The sequence below is a fragment of the Actinomyces sp. oral taxon 448 str. F0400 genome, assembly GCF_000220835.1.
GTDB lineage: Bacteria > Actinomycetota > Actinomycetes > Actinomycetales > Actinomycetaceae > Actinomyces.
Genome location: NZ_GL985606.1, coordinates 1,225,498 through 1,229,262, shown reverse-complemented (window position 1 = coordinate 1,229,262; position 3,765 = coordinate 1,225,498). Strand labels below are relative to the sequence as shown.

Annotated in this window: 4 protein-coding genes; all 4 read right to left on the bottom strand. The window is 70.3% G+C overall.

What is annotated here, in order from left to right:
- Window positions 1–791 (bottom strand): class I SAM-dependent methyltransferase (locus HMPREF9062_RS05220; protein WP_009749014.1); only part of this gene is annotated, 791 nt, incomplete at its 3' end.
- A 147-nt stretch (window positions 792–938) separates the two neighbouring features.
- A complete protein-coding gene (locus HMPREF9062_RS05215; protein ID WP_009749013.1) occupies window positions 939–1,709 on the bottom strand; it encodes a carboxymuconolactone decarboxylase family protein in 771 nt (256 codons plus the stop codon).
- A gap of 149 nt (window positions 1,710–1,858) precedes the next feature.
- The gene (locus HMPREF9062_RS05210; protein ID WP_034253794.1) at window positions 1,859–2,647 is read right to left on the bottom strand and encodes an SDR family NAD(P)-dependent oxidoreductase; all 789 of its coding nucleotides are present in this window, start codon (window positions 2,645–2,647) and stop codon (window positions 1,859–1,861) included.
- Window positions 2,648–2,795: 148 nt separating this feature from the next.
- Window positions 2,796–3,410, bottom strand: coding sequence for a GNAT family N-acetyltransferase (locus tag HMPREF9062_RS05205; protein WP_009749011.1), 615 nt, complete (start codon window positions 3,408–3,410; stop codon window positions 2,796–2,798).
- Window positions 3,411–3,765: the final 355 nt, after the last annotated feature.

Here is a 3,765-nt window from a genome sequence, read left to right as displayed (position 1 = left end):
ATGCGCGAGGCGATCCTGTTCGCCGGCGTCACCCGCACGACGGGCCCCAGCCACGGGTGGTAGCGGACGATGGTGTTGGTGAAAGGGATGTCGTGGAGGGCGGTGTACCCGGGCGCGACCGTGCGGCACAGTTCAGCGGCGCCCGAGCAGCCGTAGCTGAAGCGGGAGCCGGTGCCCACCACCGACCGTTCCCGCCCGTACCTGGCGAACAGGGGCGACATGACCTCCACGAGCACCGTCGCCCCAGGCAGCCCCCGGGCGATGACGCTCATCATCTGCGCCGTCTCGGTCGCGGTGAGGTACATGGTCAGGCCCTCGACGATGACCAGAACGTCCCCGGCGGCGCTCTCGGGCCGTACCTGTCGGGGCCAGGCCGGGTCGGTGGCCGAGGCGGCGATCAGGGGGTGCCTCGGGCCCTCCCCCAGCAGACGCCGCCGCAGTTCGATCACCGGCGGCAGGTCGAGCTCGTACCAGGTGGCGGCGCCGTCGTCGAGGCGGTTGAAGCGGGTGTCCAGCCCGCAGGCGACGTTGACGACCGTGGCGCCGCGGTGGGTGGCCAGGTAGCCGGCGACGAGCGGATCGAGCGTGAGAGTGCGCAGGACGACGCCGTCGGACATGAGGCGGTCGCGCCCGGCTGAGGTGAAGTCATAGTCGATTCTGCCGACGAGGTCGACGGCGGCCCAGTCCGTGAAGCGCGGACGGGCGCTGAGGGTGTGCTCGGCCCTGGCGTGGAGGGTCAGCAGCATGGTCTCGCTGGCACCGGTCAGGTCCACAGGCTCTCGCGCGCTCATGGCGTTATTATGATGCATTCATCATCGCCGGTGCCACGGCATATCGGTATGCCGGCGCTTGGGCCAGCCCCGGGAATATCGCTCCATCCGCCCGAGCCCGCGGCCCGGGACCACCGAGGGGAGAAGGAGGACGGACCTCCGAGTGCCTCAGCGGTAGGCCTGCGAGGGGGAGTTCTCGTCGTAGCCCGCCACAAGAGCCAGACCGGACATCGCATAGGGTCCGCCGATGTAGGGCAGCACCTGGACGAGCGCTGCGGCGACCTTCTGCCTGCTGTTGCCTGCTCTGATGGCGCCGGCGACATGCGGCCCGAGCTGGGTGGCCGCGCCCAGCGCCGCGACGACGACGAGGACGATGAGCTCGCGGGTGGGGACGTCGAGTACGCCCCGCGTCTCGATGTCGCCGAAGGCGTTCGAGGTCAGCAGATGCGGGAGGAACTCGCCGTAGGGCTCGGGCAGGGCTGCGAAGACCTCCTTGACCTCCTCGCCGTACAGGGGCGTCTGGATGGCGGCGCCGGCGGCCTCGCGGTCCTCGTAGGCGACCGCGCCCGCGGGCTCGAGCGGCGTCTTGACGCCCGCGGCGGTCAGGGCCTCGCCCAGCGTACCGACGGCGTTGAGGGTCTTGGGCCAGCCGATGTACGGAGCGCACTGGTAGATCGTCTCGCGCAGCTGGAGCGGAGTGAGGCCGGTGTTCAGGGCCGCGCCCAGGTGCGCTCTGAGCTGCGGCAGCGTCTGCATGGCGGCCAGGACGGCGACGGTGAGCATCTCGCGTTCGGCGTCGGTGAGCCCGGGCGTGGCGAAGACCTCGCCGAAGATCTCATTCTGGAGGATTTCGAGCAGCTCGGGGTCGGTGGGGTGGGGCGTCGGCTCCGTGCCGAACAGCCGGGTGAAGGTCCGCCTCGCCTCGGGTGTCAATGCCATGGTTCGTCTCTCCCCGCTCTTCGTTCTCCGCTCTCAGTGCTCTGGGCTCCTCGGCCCGTCGCCGGCCGGTGATGACAAGCATGGCGCCGGGCCGCCCCGGGCGGCAGGCTCTGTCAGGGCCCCGCGGAGCGACGCCCGACCGTCGCCGCTCACACGATTGTCATCCCGCCGTCGACGACCACGAACTGCCCCTGAACGTAACTGGAGGCGTCGGAGGAGAGGTAGAGGATCGTGCCGTTGAGCTCGCCTCGCCGGCCCGGGCGACCGGTCGGGTTGAGAGCGCCGTAGGCGTCCAGGAACTCATCGCTCTTGAACAGAGTGGACTCGGTCATCTCGGAGGCGAACAGGCCCGGGCCGACGGCGTTGACGGTGATCCCGTAGCGGGCGTAGGAGCAGGCCATGCCCCTGGTCAGTCCCAGGACGGCGGCTTTGGAGGCGTTGTAGGCGTGGCGGACGAAGACGTCCTGCTTGTCGGCAATGACCGCGTTGACGGAGGCGATGTTGACGATCTTGCCGTAGCTGCGCTCCTTCATATGCGGCACGACGTATTTGCTGACGTGGACGATGCCCTTGACGTTGGTGTCGAAGGAGCGGTCCCACTCCTCATCATTGAGGGTCTCGACGCCGCCGCGCACGGCCACCCCCGCGTTGTTGAGAAGGATGTCGATGCGCTCGCAGGCGTCAAGGACGGCGCTGACGGCGGTGCGGCAACTGCCCTCGTCGGTGACGTCACAGCGGACGACGACGGCGCGGCCCCCGGCGGACTCGATCTCCTCGCCCAGGGCCTCCAGTCGTTCGACGCGGCGGGCGAGCAGCGCGACGTCGGCGCCTGCGGCGGCGTAGGCGCGGGCGGCATCCGCTCCGAGTCCCGAGCTCGCCCCGACCACGACGGCGACCCTGTCGCTGAGATTGAAGCCGAGGTTGACGAAGTCGGTCATGAACGCGTCCTCTCTGCCATCACCCGTCCCGCGCTCCTGTCGGGGCGGCCGCACGCCGCGCACGGACTGATCAACCATGCCCGGACCGGCCGGGCGGCTCAAGGGACCAAGAGCCCTCTTCGATCCGCCTCCGCCGGGGCCGCACGATTCACAGGGTCCGCACGTAGACCATGCACTCGAGCGCGAGCCCGCCGCCGGGCAGCGGAAGCCGCACGTTTCTCGCCGCCGCACGGGTGAAGCCCCTGCGCTCGTAGAACTGGTAGGTGCAGCCGCTGTCCGTGTAGAGGAACACGCGCCGACCCGGCCGACGTCGGACCAGCTCGTCCAGCAGGAGCGTGCCGATCCCCCGCCCCGCCGCCCGCGGGTCCACCGCGAAGAGCAGGATCTCGCCGTCGGGCTCCGGGCTGATCCCCGAACGCATTTCACGGTTGACGGCGACGTAGGGTTCCTCCGCGCGCCCCGATCCCGTCAGCGGGGAGAGCGCGCTGATGACGCGGTGGTAGAGCGCCTCCCGTGAACAGGCGAACGGTTCGGCCTCGCCGTTGAAGGAGGCCAGAAGATAGCCCAGGAGCCGGTCGTTCTCGTAGGCCGCCAGGGGCAGGGTCGTCCCGGCCAGGGCCTCGCAGACCATGTCGCGCCCGTACATCTCCAGTGCGAACCCGCTCGCGTACCGCTCCAGGTGCATCCCCTCGATCGCGAAGCGAGCGGCACGTCCGATGTCCCCGCGCTGCAGGGGACGCAGCGCCACGGCGGCCGGTGTCATGCTTCCTCCTTCGGTGCCGGTGCGCATCCGGCGCCCGCCAGCGGGTCGCCGATCGCAGCGATCAGCAACGACCAGTATGGCCGACGCCGATGGGCGCGCCGCCCGCGACCTGCCGGCCGCGCCCCGGCGCGCCGGGAGGGCAGGGCCCCGGGCCAGCGCTCAGCCGCCGCCAGGGTGGTGCGGGCCCGGGGGCCGACGCGGGGACGGGAGCATGGCGCTCATCAGCGGCCCGCCGTGCCGGGACGGTGCGACCCGCCACGACCCCCACCTGCCCCGATGCCGGAAGATCGGGTCGTAAGCTGACACCGTTATTCGTCTCCTGGTTCCTTAATAAGGAGTTCCATTCATGATTACT

What these genes read in the sequence shown, in the direction of transcription:
- HMPREF9062_RS05205 (WP_009749011.1), bottom strand. Translation starts at nt 3,410, where the DNA reads ATGACACCGGCCGCCGTGGCGCTGCGTCCCCTGCAGCGCGGGGACATC.
- HMPREF9062_RS05210 (WP_034253794.1), bottom strand. Translation starts at nt 2,647, where the DNA reads ATGACCGACTTCGTCAACCTCGGCTTCAATCTCAGCGACAGGGTCGCC.
- HMPREF9062_RS05215 (WP_009749013.1), bottom strand. Translation starts at nt 1,709, where the DNA reads ATGGCATTGACACCCGAGGCGAGGCGGACCTTCACCCGGCTGTTCGGC.